Origin of the sequence: Pantoea sp. USMM079 (genome assembly GCF_037153115.1) — a bacterium.
Taxonomy (GTDB): domain Bacteria; phylum Pseudomonadota; class Gammaproteobacteria; order Enterobacterales; family Enterobacteriaceae; genus Pantoea; species Pantoea communis.
The window spans coordinates 21,181-37,662 of record NZ_JBBCKX010000033.1 but is presented as its reverse complement, the minus strand read 5'-3'; the positions used below and the strand labels follow the sequence as shown (position 1 = coordinate 37,662).

12 protein-coding genes are annotated in these 16,482 nt (G+C 42.8%); all 12 read left to right on the top strand.

Going from position 1 to position 16,482, the window contains the following annotated elements:
• The first annotated feature begins 528 nt into the window (after positions 1–528).
• Positions 529–1,662 carry an ATP-grasp domain-containing protein gene (locus WFP70_RS25065; RefSeq protein WP_337024727.1) on the top strand — a complete coding sequence of 378 codons (1,134 nt, stop codon included), beginning with the start codon at positions 529–531 and terminating at the stop codon, positions 1,660–1,662.
• Entirely contained in the window at positions 1,628–2,785 is a 1,158-nt protein-coding gene (locus tag WFP70_RS25060) for an MFS transporter (RefSeq protein ID WP_337024728.1), read from the top strand. The genes WFP70_RS25065 and WFP70_RS25060 overlap by 35 nt, the downstream gene beginning before the upstream one ends.
• A 902-nt stretch (positions 2,786–3,687) precedes the next feature.
• Positions 3,688–4,935 (top strand): ATP-grasp domain-containing protein, encoded by a 1,248-nt coding sequence (locus tag WFP70_RS25055; protein WP_337024729.1) that lies wholly within the window; start codon positions 3,688–3,690, stop codon positions 4,933–4,935.
• Between the two features lie 109 nt (positions 4,936–5,044).
• Complete coding sequence (locus WFP70_RS25050) at positions 5,045–6,211, top strand: saccharopine dehydrogenase C-terminal domain-containing protein (protein ID WP_337024730.1); 1,167 nt, start codon at positions 5,045–5,047, stop codon at positions 6,209–6,211.
• Positions 6,208–7,551, top strand: a complete 1,344-nt coding sequence (locus WFP70_RS25045; RefSeq protein ID WP_337024731.1) for a SidA/IucD/PvdA family monooxygenase — start codon at positions 6,208–6,210, stop codon at positions 7,549–7,551. The genes WFP70_RS25050 and WFP70_RS25045 overlap by 4 nt, the downstream gene beginning before the upstream one ends.
• A complete protein-coding gene (locus WFP70_RS25040) occupies positions 7,538–9,544 on the top strand; it encodes a class I tRNA ligase family protein (protein WP_337024732.1) in 2,007 nt (668 codons plus the stop codon). The genes WFP70_RS25045 and WFP70_RS25040 overlap by 14 nt, the downstream gene beginning before the upstream one ends.
• Before the next feature lie 46 nt (positions 9,545–9,590).
• Positions 9,591–10,913 (top strand): KamA family radical SAM protein, encoded by a 1,323-nt coding sequence (locus tag WFP70_RS25035; protein ID WP_337024733.1) that lies wholly within the window; start codon positions 9,591–9,593, stop codon positions 10,911–10,913.
• 40 nt (positions 10,914–10,953) lie between these two features.
• Positions 10,954–12,306: an LLM class flavin-dependent oxidoreductase gene (locus WFP70_RS25030; RefSeq protein ID WP_337024734.1), complete on the top strand. Its 1,353-nt coding sequence runs from the start codon at positions 10,954–10,956 to the stop codon at positions 12,304–12,306.
• A 996-nt stretch (positions 12,307–13,302) separates the two neighbouring features.
• Positions 13,303–13,584 (top strand): hypothetical protein, encoded by a 282-nt coding sequence (locus WFP70_RS25025; RefSeq protein ID WP_337024735.1) that lies wholly within the window; start codon positions 13,303–13,305, stop codon positions 13,582–13,584.
• A 55-nt stretch (positions 13,585–13,639) separates the two neighbouring features.
• Positions 13,640–14,032: a TIGR03757 family integrating conjugative element protein gene (locus tag WFP70_RS25020; RefSeq protein WP_337024736.1), complete on the top strand. Its 393-nt coding sequence runs from the start codon at positions 13,640–13,642 to the stop codon at positions 14,030–14,032.
• Complete coding sequence (locus tag WFP70_RS25015; RefSeq protein WP_337024737.1) at positions 14,033–15,010, top strand: TIGR03756 family integrating conjugative element protein; 978 nt, start codon at positions 14,033–14,035, stop codon at positions 15,008–15,010.
• Positions 15,011–15,018: 8 nt separating this feature from the next.
• Positions 15,019–16,473 carry an integrating conjugative element protein gene (locus WFP70_RS25010; protein WP_337024738.1) on the top strand — a complete coding sequence of 485 codons (1,455 nt, stop codon included), beginning with the start codon at positions 15,019–15,021 and terminating at the stop codon, positions 16,471–16,473.
• Positions 16,474–16,482 lie beyond the last annotated feature (9 nt).

Below are 16,482 nucleotides of genomic sequence, written 5' to 3'. Positions count from 1 at the left end.
CTGACGCCGTTAACCCAGCAGAGCCGGTTATAGAGCGTTATGTTTGTACAGGCCAATTCCCCCTTGTATTTGAGAAATGGTAAACAGAGGGCAGGTTGATATTCAAAAAAAAACATATGTTCAATGCAATACGGGAGCAGCATGATTACATAGGTCATTTGTGAGAAATGCCTATGTTGAATGCGCTGAAAAAGATAAAAAGCAGTGAGAGCAACTAACAAGCCAGAGCCATACGGACTGAATCTTCAGAGAATAAAATAGAAGACCAAACATTCACTAAACAACGGTTTTTTCTATGTAGAGAGGCAGAGTTAACAACATAAAATGTGAGAAAAAACAAATGTGATGGCTCAAAATTCTGCAAGAAAAGATTTCATGATATTGTTTAATATATAAATTTTTTTCATCCTATTGTTTAATTCTGGTTATGGGGTATTTTACCTCAGGGAGGTTAAGGGTTTGTTATCAATTTAGTGAATCATGTTGCATGCATACTTCGTTCTAGCGTTATAATTTGAGAGGTGACAGGTGCAAAATAAATGGCTGTTATTACTGGGCGGGGCAAGTGTTGTACAGGGGCCATCGTTGATAGAAGAAGCCAGACAAGCAGGATATAAAATCCTGCTAACTGATACAGAGGAGAACCTCAAAATTTTTGGCGAAAGGGCTCTAAAGGCCGACCAAGTCGTGGTTACTAATCGATATGATGAAGAGTCAATTCGTGATTTGTTAGCCACTTATCCAAAACTTCAAAGAAGTTACGCTTTCCGTGAGAAACTTCAGTTTGTGAACAGCAAGATAAATATAATATTAGGTTGCTCATGGACGCGTCCTGCAACCATAATGCTGATACAGAACAAGTTTCTTTGCCGTGAACTTTTGAGAAACTGCGGAATAAACCAGCCTCGTGCTTTGCTGAGCTATTCTGCAAACGATATTAAAGAAAAATTAAGAACGACATTCTCAAATCAAGAAGCTATTCTCAAGCCTGTAACCGATGCAGGAAGTCGCGGGGTCTATTCTATTTGTTCAAGAACCGCAGATGAGATTATCCATACCCTTCCAGAAGAAGGTTACCCTTTTATACTTGAACAAAAAGTTGAAGGAAAAGAATATAGTCTTGAAGCTATTTTAATTAAAAAGAAATTTCATATGTTGAGTATAACCGAAAAATTCTTATTCAAAGACACTTTTTTCGAACAAGGACATGTGAACCCTGTGGGAAACAGCCTTGAAGAGGTGAAAATAAAACAAGCGGAAGATTTAGTTGATTATGCTTGCCGCGTAATAGGCATCGAATACGGCTTAATACATGCTGAATTTTGGGATACGGATGATGGGATTACTTTAGGGGAAATTCATAATCGCGTAGGCGGGGACTTTATCTCCGTTATGGCTGCAGATACAGCCGGAATAAATATATGGCAAAGTCAACTCACTGACTCACTCTGCTATAAGCCAGAGAAAAAGAAACATATGGCAGTATGGTCTGAGTCTAAAGGAGTGAGTCGCCCCTCTTTGCTACCTCCGGGCCTGACTGATAAGCAGGGATTTATAGGACATGCATATCTCGGCGAGCGCAATTTGATTTGTGCTGAAGGTTCAAGCTATGAGGAGGCGCTATACAATGCAAAAAGCATTTCGAAACTCTTCAATATTTAAAATTATTCTCATCCAGGATTTCATCGGTGCATTTGCATTCTTTGCACCACAAGCGTTATTAATCGCTTATCTTCATGAAAACATGCAACTGTCTTCAGAAGACACGAGTGGAATATTATTTACTTTAATATTTTTTTCAAGAATTGGTCGTTTAGCGTTTTCTCCCTATCTTAATAAGATAAATTTCCCTTTATTGCTCACAATTTTGCAATTGCTTGGAGGTTTAGGCTTCTACCTCTTATCACGAGGAGGAATAATTGACCTCTATTTAGGGGCATTTCTCATTGGTCTTTTCTACGGTAATAATTCAATTGTTATTCGCATTGCCACTTCCTTTTTAAAAAATCAGTCTCTTACATTAAACTACTCGTTACTCAGTACCGTTACAAACCTGGCATCAAGTGGTGGAGCAATATTTTTGGGGTTGCTTTATAAACACCTCGGACCGGTTTATATGTTCGAAGTGATGTCTGCATTTTTTTCACTTACTTGCGCATATACCTTTTGGGCGACAAGAAAAATCACGCTTCCACAACAAGGACATTTCTTTAAATTGCTGTTAAGCCTGGTCAGGAAGAAAGTGGTTTCATGGACGTTACTAATTATTGTTTTGGTATGGTTTATATATTCTCTTGCGTTAACAACCATGCCGCTGTTCGTGATCGACCGTTTACATAGATCCGACTTGGTATGGACAGTTACTGCTTTGAACGGTTTAGCTGTTCTAATTCTTGCCTATCCGGTAAATCGTCTTATAGTCAAACTTTCCGATAATACGAAACTTATCATTTCTTTTTTGCTCTTCGGATCAGCCTTTTTATTATTATCACTGCGAAACTCAATGGGGATGCTTTACCTATTCCTGCTATTAATAAGTGCAGCCGAAATAATTGCCATCCCTGCGTATCAAAGCATTATGTCTTCAAATACTGAAGCATCTGAAAGAACAGCCATATTTTCCCTTTCAATTATATCAGTAGGAATTGGCGAGAGTTTGGGGGCCGTTTTTGCTGTGTGGACAAATGAACATAATTCACTTTTCCATATTATTTTTGTTTTTGTATTCGTAGCCACAATTTTAATTAGCCTATTTTGCAGGCGTAATACTACCTCTCTCGCGTAATCTCTAAAGGCCTGGGCAACAAATCTCTGCCCGGGTCCCTCCCGGCCTGCGTGGCATAACAAAAATTCGTAACACAACTCAAACTATCAGCCTGGAGCTGCCTGTAGCTGTATTTAGAGAGCTTTGTGAAGATATCAAAATCGATTGATATGAGCCGTTGTTATTGAAAGTTACGACTAAACACCGTTTGCAGGAAAACCTTCACTTTATTCGCAAAATAACAACCTATATCACATGACTATTTAGAATTTAACTCCATTATTTGTATAAAAAACAAGACAAACAAATTATTTTATTTGTACGAAAGTGGATATTAAGAATCTTCGTGTTAGAAAAATTGTAACAAAGCTGTCCGTTACAATTATGGAACTTCAAATCACTTATATTCCATAGAAATAGAATGAAACACTTAATTTCATTGTGAGTTTAAAACGTTACTCCGATTTAAATTAGAGCTAAAAAAGTGATTCAGAGCAGACTAAAAAAAAAGAATAGGCAAGCTCCCTTACTGTCTCCAGTTGGGGTGAACATGCATCAAAGTTGTTAAATATATGTAATCACATAACAGCTTAAATATCAATTAATTTTATTAATAACTTACACAACCATAAAGGGAGAGACATACCACTCAGGTAATAAACATTCAATGTGTTTATTGTTAAACAAGAGGGGAAATCATTGCATTTTTTGTAAATTACGAATAAATCAAAATAATTATCACAACATGTTGTTTTTAAAGATAAAATAATGAACAAAAAAATCATCATGAATTTTTCTCAATTAAATAGCTGATAACTCATTAAAGAAGCCTAATGGTTTACTTCATTTGAACGAGACAATAAGATGCTGATGAATTAGATATGTTAATGAAAAATTCTTCCCACTTTTACAATGGAGTTCATGTGAAAAATTCAGTCGTGATTTTTGCAGGTTTAAGAAGAACAAATAACGAAAGGTTCGAAGCTCTCTCAGCGGCCAAGAGACTAGGCCTTTCAGTTGTACTAATAGGCAGATCTATACCTGAAATGGCTAAACCACATCTTTTGGAATGGCATGAATGTGATACATCTGACTATGAAGTAGGGTTAGAGGTCGCTAGAAATGTAGCTTCGCGATATAACGTTATAGGTGCCTTTAGCTGGACCGATTTGGAACTTGGTTTTATTGCAAGAGTCAATCAAGCTCTAGAATTACCCGGACTAACGCCCGAATCAGTTCGAACAATCAGAAGTAAATTTCTTACTCGTCAAGCCGTGTCAAGTATTGAAGGTGTGTCACCTCGCTTTCATAAAATCTCAACTCTTGACGAACTCCATACGGCAATGGATAAATTAGGCTATCCCGCGGTTGTAAAACCAACAGGAGGAAATGGCTCTAAAGGAATATTCATTCTTAAAAGCGAACAAGATTTGGCATTAGCTATCAGTAATCTCCATTCCCTTGTGTCTGCAGGCAATGATCCTATCTTCAATAAGCACGGTGATGAGTTTATAGTTGAAGAATATATTCAAGGTCAAGAAGTTAGTGTAGAGGTCTTGGTTCATCGAGGAATCGTTGATATTATTGGAATTACAGATAAATCAACCACGTCTCCTTTCCCATTTGAGTCGCAGCATGTATTCCCATCAGCAGCTTCTGACCAAGCAAAACTCGATGTGCAACGTAAGATCGTTGCAATTATCCAAGCTACAGGCTGTGACAACTGTACTTTGCATATAGAAGGGAAAATCGAAAACAATAAATTTACTCTCATCGAAATCAATGGACGCCCGGGTGGTGGTTATATCACGACTCATTTAGTACCAAGAAGCACAGGCGTTGATCATGTTGCAAACATAATCAAGGTTGCAACAGGGGGAGTGCCTGACCTGAAATCTCAGCGTGACATGTCATATGCAGGAATAAGGTATATTTTCGCAGAAAAAGAGGGCCGCTTCCTAGGTTTATCTGGTTATGATGAGGCTATTCTGGATACAGGAGGACTGGATAATGTTATGACTGAAATTCCATTGGGAAGTTCAATAATTTTGCCTCCTAGAAGTTACACAACCCATAGGGTTATATCTGTTGTCGCTCATGCCCCTACTTACGAAATGCTTTTGAAAACTCTCGATGAGGTAACATCTTCCTTAAGCATCAAAATAGAGTAAAGAAAACCATCAAGAATTCAACTTTATGCCGAAATGAGTATTAGCTTAACTATGTTTCGGCTTCTTTTTTATTTGAATTTTTAAAATATCCAATACAGGAATTCAATATATGTGTTTTACAGGAAAAAGAATTTCAATTATAGGTGCCGGTAACATGGGGTCTGTATTGGTGAAAATGGCTTTAGAGAAAGGCGCATATGTTACCCTTTTTGATATAGACCGTGATATATTAAACTCTGTTGCCAAACGGCAAAAAAAATATATCGAATCAGGAAAGCTAACAGTATCCTCCCCTCATGAAAGAACAAGTATCAGTATTCCGGCGGGAACTGATACCATAATTGTTGCTATATCATGGTATGAGGCACGAGACCTTATCAGCACTCTGGCTTCGTTAGATATCTGCCCGGTTATTGTTTTGGGTCGACCAGATTTAGACGATTCACTTATCCAAAAAATTAGCAATATTAAGCATCCTATTCTGCTAGGAACAGGTTTGGAACCGGGCTTAATGGAGTCGATATCTTCCCATATTCTAAAAAAAAATCCGCAAAGTAAAACTCTTGAAAGCTACTGTGGGGGGCTGCCGGTAACTCCAAAAGGGCCTTTTGGTTACACGTTAACCTTTGGAAAAAGGTTGCCTATCGAACCACGCATGGCCTTAAAAATTAAGCATCGAAAACTACATTCTATCCCGCGGTTCATCGAAGTTAAGCATGAATATTTTCCTTCTATTGGCCATCTTGAAGCGTTTGATGATGCAATGCTTGCAACTTCTGCAGAACACTTCAAAGACCAAGTAGATAATTTCTCACAAAATACCTTGAGGTGGCCAGGATTTTCTGCCGCTTCGCGGTGGTGTGAGTCATTAGGTTTGCTTTCAACACGGAAGGTTAATATTGGCGAATTAAATGTAAGCATCAGAGAGTTGACAAATACTTTGCTTAACACTGCTAGCCAAACTGACGAGATTAAGATTAAAGATTTTGTATTATGCAAATGGAAACACATTAATCACTCAGGAGATGAGGGGGATTTAGTTATTAACGTGTCGCAAAATGAAAATGACATATCAGCCATGGCATTTATGACATGCGCCTTTACTATTATAGCGATTCAGTATCTATTTGAAACCGTTCATTCCGGAATTATATATCCCCATGAAGAGCCTGCTATTCAGATAGGGCTGGTTTTTTTGAGAAGCTTAAAAAAACATCACTTCGTTGAATTTAAATCATCTGGAACATTAACGTCAGTTATTGAGGAGGCAATGTGAATTCGATATTAGATGTATTACTAGTTGGTGCCGGTCCCGCTAATCTTTCAGTCTTAAGTTACATGGATGAAGCTGGTATTCTTAATAAAGGATATAACATACGTTTAGTCGAGAAAAGAGAGAATGCAAGTTGGCACCCTGGTCTGTCATTACCAACTTCAACTTTACAGGTTTCTTTATTAAAGGACTTGGCTTTTTTAAGAAACCCAACGAGCCCTTATACATTTTTTAATTTCCTTAAAGAAGAAGGCTTACTATATCAATTTATGCATTTGAATACGTATTATCCTTCCCGAAACTTATTTTCTAATTATCTTGAGTGGATAGCGTCAAAATTAAATAAGTTTATCCATTACAATTATGAGGTTTGCAAGTTAAAAAGATTACCCGTAGCTAATGGTAAGGATATTCTGGAGATAACCTTAAAAAACAGTTTGGGCGAAATTGAAACAATAAAAGCGAGACAATTGGTTTTATCTCAGGGGCATAAAGCTTTTATCCCAGAAGTGTTGTCATCAAAAAATAAACATGTACTACACTCCAATGAATTTTTGAATAAAGTCCCGCTTGATACACTGTCTGATGATAGCCATATCGTAATAGTTGGTCGTGGCCAGAGCTCTGGAGAAATAATTCGCTTTCTATTAGAAAGGACTAAAGTCGGTAAGGTTAGTGTGATTTCTCGTGATTTTATATTCAAATCAACAGACGCTAATCCTTTCGTGAATGACATTTATACTTATCCTCGGGCAGTAGATTTCTTTAACTGTGATAATTCTTTGCGCCAGAATATGTTATCAGGTTTATGCAACACCAATTATGCTACTGTCACTGATGATGTTTTATCTGCGATATATGAACAAACATTTTCAGATCGTATTGATAAAAGGCAGCGTTTATATCTTTATCCCTATTCTTCAGTGAATAATCTAGAAGAGAAGAATAATAAAGTTACCATCAACATAGAACAATGTGAGCCTAAAAAAAACCTTATTAATATTACGGCTGACTTGATTATTTGTGCTACAGGCTTTGAGAATACTTTACATAAATCATTGCTTAACTCTTTAAATCCCAAAAAGTATAATGAGGATTTAATCGTAAATGGTGATTTTTCTGTGCAATTTTGCACCCCATCATCTCCAGATGTTTTTATCCTTAATCATTCGCGTGCTCAGCATGGGCCCACCGAACACACTCTTGCAGGAGTTTCTGAGAGAGGAAAGGTCATTGGAGATGCAATAATTAAAAACATCAGTTATTGGGAAAAAGAAATTCATACAAAACAAAATCACCCTATCGCATTTCAAAATAAGGAGTTGAAAATTGGAACGATTTAAGGTTATCAACGTTACGAATAAAAATGCATTATCTAATGCTTCATTTGAGAATGGCATCTATCGTATCAATCCTGTGCCTGAGAAATCAGACATTTCGATTCGAATTTTAAAATTGACTCCAGGAAGTAGCACGGAACGCCATAATCATACTGAAGTTGAATTCTGGACGATTATCCGCGGAAGTGTACGTGTATACCTTGACGGAAAAGATATGATTCTTAACGAAGGCGATTGTATAAGAGTAGAACCACTTTGCCGTCATCGTATTGAAGCATTAGAACAAAATGCAGTAATGCAAACGGTATGGTGGCACAATCGAGAAATATTCGAACAGAACGCAACCGAAAGCAGCAACATTAAAGAAAATTCTACAAAACCATTATTGATCATACCTGCCATGCTGACACCTAATGGAGGCATGCATTTAGGACATGCCGCTGGGCCTTTTATGGTAGCAGATGTCGTTACAAGGGCGGCAAGAATGGCGGGTAAAGAAACATATCAGGTTCAGGGGACACATGGACATCTTGAACACATTCAGATCGCCGCCGTTAACTCAGGAACTGATTACTACACCCTAGCTGAAACAAATACACGCAGATTAAAACGCTCCTTGCACTTACTCGGTGTTGAGCAGGACATATTTCTTGAAACGCGACCAACGCTGCGCTCAGATGAAATTGTGTATGAAGTTCTTGAAAAGTTGATGGAAAAGGGTCTGATTGTTGAAAGAATACACAATGTTCCATATGACTCTGAGAAAAATGAATTCTGCGTTGATGCCTTTGTTCATGGCGAATGCCCCCATTGTGGTGGCGAATCCTCAGGTACTGAATGTGAGGGATGCGGAGCTCTGGTGCTTGACGCCGATCTCATTAACCCTGTCAATCTGTGTGGTACCGGTCTTAGCCATCGTCCTCTTAAAAGGCTTTTTTTGCAGCTTAAAGCTCTCGAAAATGAATTGGAATGTTTTGCTGCCAGCACAAGTCTTTCGGCATTCTCTAAATTGTTCGTTGAAAGTTGGCTGGACCGTGGATTGCCTGAGGTTTGTCTGACGAACCCCATTAGCGCAGGAGTACCCGTGAATATTCCTGGCCTAGAAAATTTGAAGTTCACTGTCCCTATGGAGTATGTCCCCCGTCATTTACTCGCTATTGAACAAATGTATGCATTAAAAGGAGAAACCAGGCTTTGGCATGAACTCGCCGGCGATGAATTGCCGGAGTTGGCAATACTATTCGGGATTGACAATGCTTTTGGTCGCTTGCTTGTCATTCCAGCTGTTCTTGCAGCTCTTGGAATGAGAGAGTTCATGCCAAGTTACGTTATTCCAAACCATATGATGCAACTTGAGGGTAAGAAGTTTTCCACCTCACGCAATCATGCTATCTGGGTTGATGAATATGTAACCGATGAAAATGCAGAGGCGCTTCGTTTCTATCTATGTAAAAACCGAACTCATCGTATAGAAGTGGATTTTAATCGCCATGAATTTGATCACTTCAAGACTGAGTTTTGGTCAGGCAAACTTCCCGCGATGCACAATGCACTTAAAAAGGTATTTTTGCCTTTTTCAGATGAAAAATTCCTGCCTGGCCCCGGACAATGGTGCGCCGATTGCCATTCTTTCTTTGCATCAACATCTCTATTCATAACCGGAATGGAAAATCGCTACTCTTTCAACATGCCTGACCTGCGTAAAATAACTCGGGATATTGAAACGTTTATAGATGAAATTACAACATTTTGTCTCGACTCAGCTTTGGAAAGAAAAACCCAATTTATAAATTCGGCATTGAATAGAACTAGAGCCAGATTAGCACTGCGGGCTATTATTTCGCTGGCGACAGCATTACACCCCATAACACCAAGATTTACGCAAGGTATATTAGATAGCCTAGATATAGAGATCCGATCGTTTAATTTGTTCACAGTGGACTGGATGACGGTTGATATAAGTGTACAGAAATTCATGAAATCACATTCTATTTAATCTAAACTTACACATGAGTCTTTATATTTAAATGGCAGGATTAGCTATGTCAAACGTTAGCAATAAATATCTCCCTATTAACGCAAAGAAATTTAGAGAGTCAGTTTATTGGGGTAAATTGCCTTCAGACTACAAGAAAACATTCAATGTGATATCTGAGGTTTTGCCTTTTCGTGTTAACTCTTTTTATCTGGAAAATCTAATCGATTGGGATGCTGGCATTGATGATCCACTTTTTCAACTAGTATTCCCACAAGCAGGTATGTTAGCGGACTCACAATTTAGTCGCATAAGTCAAGCTCTGAGTGGGAGCCGTACTGAATTACTCAATGTAGTTAGAGACGTACGAACTGAGCTCAATCCTCACCCTTCAGGTCAAGCGTTTAACATACCGACCATTAATGACCAAAAAATTTCGGGTATTCAACATAAATATAGCGAGACGGCGTTGTTCTTTCCTAGCGCAGGTCAGTCATGTCATGCATATTGCAGCTTCTGCTTTAGATGGGCTCAGTTTGTTGGAGATACAGAGGACCGTTTCCAGTCGCGTGATGTCCGTCAATTAATCGACTACCTTAAAATCCATCCGGAAATTACTGACATCTTGATAACGGGTGGCGATTCTATGATTATGCCAACCCGAATACTAGAGCGATATATCCAACCGTTACTGGATGAAACTCATATTACAACTATCCGTTTAGGCTCTAAGGCTCTGACATACTGGCCACAACGCTTTACCAAGGATGAAGATGCCGATGATTTGATGCGATTATTTGAAAAAATAACTGCTAGTGGTAAACATTTAGCATTTATGGCACATATCAATCATCCCCGAGAACTTGCTCCGAAAGAAACTCGGCACGCAATAAAACGAATACTAGCAACCGGTGCCGTTATTCGAACTCAGGCGCCTTTATTAAAACATGTCAATGACAAGCCTGAAGATTGGATTGATTTATGGACTCAACAGGTTCAATTAGGTTGTATTCCATATTACATGTTCGTCGAGCGAGACACTGGACCAAAACAATATTTTGAAGTTCCACTCGTAGAATGTTATGACATATTCCAGAAAGCTTATTCAAAAGTATCTGGATTAGCTCGTTCAGTTAGAGGTCCGATAATGTCTGCAACTGAAGGCAAAGTGTGCATAGATGGAATTATTGAAATTAATGATCAAAAATACATTTCTCTTCAATATCTTCAGGCCAGAAATCCTTCACTGTGCAGAAAACCTTTTCTAGCAATATACGATCCAAATGCTGTCTGGTTTGACCAGCTAGAATGTTTGACACTCCCACATGACGATGGGTTACAGAAAAAAAAGGTTTTTCATAATAGAATTCGTTCGGTCGAAATTATTTAAGCCTATAACACTTTTTTAAAATTTTTTTTTAGGAACTGTAATGAAGAAAAAAATTAAACTAGGCCTTTCGATTTGGCGTCATGGTTATCACGTAGCATCCTGGCGCCTACCTGAGGTGCCACGGGACAGTATGATGAATATATGGCGTTTTATCGAGGTAGCTAAAGCTGCAGAACGAGGAAAATTTGACTTGGTTTTCCTTGCCGATGTACTCGGTTCGCACTATATAGAGAATGATTCAAGAACGAAAACGAAAGGTCATGCGGTTCATAAAAATGATCCCCTGCAAATACTTTCTGCTATTGCTGTACATACTCAACATATCGGGTTGGTAGCAACAGTATCTACTACATATGGCCATCCCTATAAAACTGCTCGCGCTTTTGCAACTTTAGATCAAATTAGTGGCGGGCGTTCAGGTTGGAATATTGTTACTTCACATAATATTGAAGAAGCGCGAAATTTTGGTCTTGAAAAAAGGCCTGAACCTGCCATTCGCTATGAGCGCGCGCAGGAGTTTATAGACGTCACAAAAGGTTTATGGGATAGCTGGGGCGATGACGCGTTTCCTGTCGATAAAGAGGCGGGTTTATATGTAGATCGCAGTAAAATGCATGTCCTCGCTCACGAGGGTAAGCATTTCAAAGTTCGAGGCCCGCTTGACATAGTAAGATCACCTCAAGGTCAGCCTGTTCTTGTCACTGCCGGAGACTCTGAAAATACTATTGAAATGGCAGGTAGATACGCGAACATTGTTTACGCTGGTCAACCAGACTTGGAAGGTGCGCGCGTTTTTTATCAGAGAATAAAAAGCAAGGCCCGAGAATATGGCCGTGAAGATGATGTCATTGTCATGCCTGGAATGATGGTTTATGTAGGTCATACCCGTGAAGAAGCCCAAGCGAAATTGGATAGAGTCCAAGATCTTATAACACCCGATGTCGGCTATGCAATGATAAAACCGTTCTTTGGCGATATGTCTCATCTGGATATTAACGCACCATTTCCGCTTGATGTGGAAGCCCTTAAGCTGGAGTGGATTAACAGCCACTTCAGCAAACTTCTGCTTGAGAAGGCAGCAAGAGCTAAATACACTGTCAAAGACATGTATCGAGCAATTGCCCGGGGAGATGACTGGCATATCACCATCGCAGGCACCGCTAAGGAAGTTGTCGATAAAATGGAGGAATGGATCGATGCTGGCGCAGCCGATGGATTTAACATCCAACCGCCAGATACTGTTAATGCCGTGAATGACTTTATTGAATTCGTGATCCCGGAACTTCAGAGACGCAGATTATTCCGTGAAGAATATGAAGGGAATACATTAAGACAAAATTTAGGAATTAAACATCCGAAAAACGTTTTTTTCATGGATAAGGTCTCTGATTGATACATCATCTTAAGGTTAATCTGTTCGTCGGTTCCGTTCACACTGAATGTTATTAGAACAGGGCTGGCTGAGTCAGGATTGTAGTTATCGCGCCGTAATGTAGCTTTTGAAAAGTTTATAAGGTTAAGATTTTTTCTTAATAAAGGCGGGCTAGTAGTGCGCAGCCTACGCCTAAATGCCGCGTCAGCGGCATTTAGGCGCAAGAAACCGTTAAGGACGGAGATCTTATTCCACCGGGCGCCATTAACCCGGTAGAGCTGGTTACAGAGTGTTATGCTCGTTCAAGCCCCCCACCTTTCCGTCTGACGTTGTTTAAGTAGCGGGCTTTCATGAGCGCATAAAATGGACGGCCGCAGACTAAAGATACGAACCTCGGGCCTCAGTCATACCACCACCTCAGACTATAATTATTACATCCATTTATAAAGCGACTATGTTCCGGCCTTTTTGGCCGGGGCATCGGAGCATTTCAGGTGGGGTTTGCGCGATGGTAGGGTGAGAGGGTGTTATATGGCTAGAATGCCAACGGTCTTCGCTTAAATTTCATTCATTGGGTTTTGAGTCAATGGTTTCCGAGTAGAACAACCTCATACAGAGTAGCTGTGCACCTGAACACAGTGCGACCTTTGTCTGTAGTGGGCCGTCATCTAATTCTTCGTGCCGAGCACCTGCCAGAATGTCTGAATCTGATTTGCCAGGGATTAAAAGTTGAACAGAAAAATATTTTCTATACATGAAATCAATATTATCGTAACTACCGCTTTTCTCTAAATATGCGCTGCACGGAGGTACCTGAAACTTGTTTTTAGGTGTCTCCGTCAGCCGGCAAGCCGCATAGCGGCGCGTCAGGTTATATCTAAATTATCTAACTCTGCTCAACTTCAGCCAGCATTCGCGCCGTTTTCTAAATTTTTATTTTCCCAAAAAGAGTTAATGGCTGAACCCGGCTGCCAGATTTCGCATGCTTACCGCACTCAACAACCACTGGAGGTGCATATGAAATCTCTTCGTCCGGCAACACAACTTCTGTTATGCGGCGGTGTGCTGGGCCTGACCTTTCTCGCGTCCTCTCCGGCGTCTGCATCTGAGAAAGACGAGCTGACATCCGCTCAGCGAATGATCGTCCAGGTTCAGGCTTCGCTGGAACGGGCGCGGGTTTCCACTCTTCCTGTGAATTTTTACAGGTTAATTAAAAAACCATTAAAGCTCATTAGGTCGTCACCCCCTATATCCCTCCTCATCAAAATTTTCAAAATCGGAAAAAGAGTTTACTGCTGAAAGCCTGACCACGCGCTGCCACTCTGACGGCCTGTTACCGTGATGGAGATCCGATATGCGACTCAGGCTATTACACTCACTTTTCCTATTTATACCGTTTCAGTTGATGGCCGGCACCGTTGTGTATACCGATGCCGAACATCCCCCTCAGAATCTGACTGATGAAAGCTCGGTTGTCTGCCTTGATGGCCCCGACCGGCTGCAAGACTCCATTTTCGGCAAACTACCTGCAGATCCTCAGCTGGCCGCTCAGCAGGCCCGCGAAATTATTCAGTCGCCGCAATGGCCCGGACAACAGGAGCAGATTGCTCAGGCATACCGGCAGGTTGTGCATGCCTGGGAAATCGGGCTACATAAGTTCCCCGCCGTTGTTTTCGATGATCGGGATGTGGTTTATGGCACGTCCGACGTTGCCCGTGCTGCCATGCTTCGCAGTCAGGGGGGTTAAATGATACGCATCTCCCCCCGAACACACTTCAACGCCGCCGGTTTTACCACCGTGCTGGTAGTAGCTGCGGCTCCGTCCACGGTTTCTGCCATCAATACTGCAGGCATCATTGCCAGCGCCATCACCCAGGACTGCATCAGCTGGCGCGTCAGCGGCATCTGTTACTGGCTGATGTGTACGCCCTTTGGCTGTTCGGTGAAAACCTCCGTTAAGGTGACGCACTTCATTCCTGAAGTGGTGGTGTCCACCTACACTGGCCCGGGCGGGAATCCCTGGACAGAAATGGCGTTTATGAGCGGCGCGTCCGGTACGATCGATAACGCACTGACCAGCGGTGCGCCAGCCGGTGGCGGTAACGCCGCCGATATCAAAACTCCCGGGCAGCGCAAATCGAACATCAAATTCAAGTACGCCGATGCGATAGGCCACCCTGCCACCTCCGTCATTGGCGGCAGCATTGCCGGTTACTCGTGCGATACCGCCGCCACGCCATTCAATCCCTACTTTCTGAGCACGCTGGATTCACTTGTCTGGCGATCGGGACTGCCTGAATCGCTGTATCCCGAGGCGCTGGTTCCCGGCCAGCGCGAACTGGGCAGCCAGGTCAGCGCCAACATGTGGGGCAACATTTATCCCCGCTCCGGTTTCGTCAGCCAGACCGACAATGACAAAGCCTCCGCCGTGGTCGCGCAGCGTGTCGCCGACATTATCACCCGCTCCGGGCAGCCTCACGTTTATCAGGTACTGAAGGGCACGCACAAGGCCGGCTACTGGCCACCAGGAGAGGTGAAAGAAAACACGGGCACGGCGAATCATAAATGGCAGCGCCTTTCGCCCACGCTTTCCGCTTCCTGCGCCGTCTTTCCTGACGGCGCGTATCCCATTGCTCAGGACGGTAACGAAGTCTATGCGCTCTGGCAGCCTTACAGCTGCTGCAAGCGACGCGGCCAGACCTTCCTCTATTCAACTGACTTCTGAGAGGCACAATGTCACCAGTTCAATTTAAATCGGCCGCGCTTGCGCTGTGCATCGCGTCCGCAGCGGCATCTGCGCAGGCGGCTGATGATAACCAGTCCGGCGCATTCGGTATTTCATTGCCCTCCGTGAATAACAGCGCCATAGGCTACGGCAAGGACATCAGCGGCGCGGTTTCTGACAAGCTCTACTATACGCTCGGCGGCGGCTCTGTTATTTCGCAGCCGGCAACGCGCAGCAGCATGCGTAAAATTGGTATGAGCGCAGGCTGGAGCAGCGACCTGATGTGCGGCAACTTCGACCTGAAAACGACGGTTGGTAATCAACTCAACGGCGTAACTAACGGCTTCAAAAACCTCATGGGCAACGTGGTGCAGAATGCCACCGGTGCTGTCGCCAGCCTGCCGGCAATGATTATTCAGCGTGCCAATCCCGGTCTGTACGACATGCTCACAAATGGCGTGCTGCAGGCTAACGTCTCTTTTGATAAAGCACAGCTCAACTGCCAGAACATGTCCAAACGCATGATAGATTTTGCCGGCAACAACAAATGGACGCAGGGCGCGGTGATGGATGAGTACCGATCGCTTGTTAACAGCGGAGACGCTGATGCTGTCCGCGTGAACAACTCTGCTGACAAGCTGCAGGGTAACTCAGGACAGAACTGGATTGGCGGACAGAAACGAGGAGGGCAGGGGCAGCAGGCAATCCGGCCTACCCATGACTTAACGGCTGCGGGGTTCAACATGATGAACAGCCTGCCGGTGCTGAGTTCTGACTCAGTCAGCAGCAACAGCTGCAACGGGGGGGCCTGCGGAAAATATGCCACCGCTGAAGAAGCGGCCAAAGCCGTGGTGCAGGTAGTAGGGGACAGCTCCCTGCGCACCTGCAGCGACGCATCTCAATGTACCAGTGGCGATGACGAACAGCAGCCGGGTGCCACTCAGGCAGGCACCGGCTTTGCGCCGATCCTGGAAGAGACAACCAAAGAGAATACCGAACAGCTGGTAAAACTTGTAAACGGCACCGAGCAGCCCAACGCGACGAACCTGGCAAAACTAAAAACCGGCAGTTTACCCATCACGGCAGGTGTCATCAGAGCACTGCAGAGAGATCCCGATAACGCGGCCCTGACCGCCCGCCTCGCCGGCGAGCTGGCGATGGCTGATACGGTTGAAACCGCGCTGATAATGCGCCGCATGATTGTTACCGGCATGTCAGAGCCTAACGCTGCAGCGCAGAATGCGGCCATAGAGGAAGGAGATCGTCGCGTTGCGGCCATTGATCGCGAGATCACCGCCCTGAGAAACGAAATGGAGCTCAAGCGCGAGCTGTCCCGCAACTCCGTGCTCACCATTATCGAGCGGGAAAACGGGCGCGTTAACAGTAACCCGCAGACTCAGAGCGATGACAGCACCGACAACCGTATTAACCGTCTGGCCGTTCCTGAGACGGAAAACAACTGATGAGAGCGC